Source organism: Microvirga pakistanensis (assembly GCF_004458765.1).
Taxonomy (GTDB): Bacteria; Pseudomonadota; Alphaproteobacteria; order Rhizobiales; family Beijerinckiaceae; genus Microvirga; species Microvirga pakistanensis.
This window is the reverse complement of record NZ_SPJX01000349.1, coordinates 1-223: the sequence shown is the minus strand read 5'-3', so window position 1 is coordinate 223 and position 223 is coordinate 1. Positions and strand designations below refer to the sequence as shown.

Annotated in this window: 1 pseudogene; it reads right to left on the bottom strand. The window is 65.5% G+C overall.

The annotated features are described in order from the left end of the window. Nucleotides 1-223, bottom strand: a pseudogene (locus E4K09_RS18135) (hypothetical protein); the annotation flags it as partial.

Below are 223 nucleotides of genomic sequence, written 5' to 3'. Positions count from 1 at the left end.
TTGATGGTGCGCATCTTCGTCCGGTGGACCATGACCTCCGAGACGGTGAGGTCTTCCAGATCGAGCAGCCCTCCCAGCATGTCGCGCTGCACCTTCGCGACGCCGCCCTCCTTGTGCAGCAGGGCGACCTGGCCGCGGATTTCCTCAGACGCGGACAGGATCGGCGTGTTCTCTCCGATGCGGATCCCGAAGGGCCGCAGCATCAGGCGCGCCAAGCGTTCGA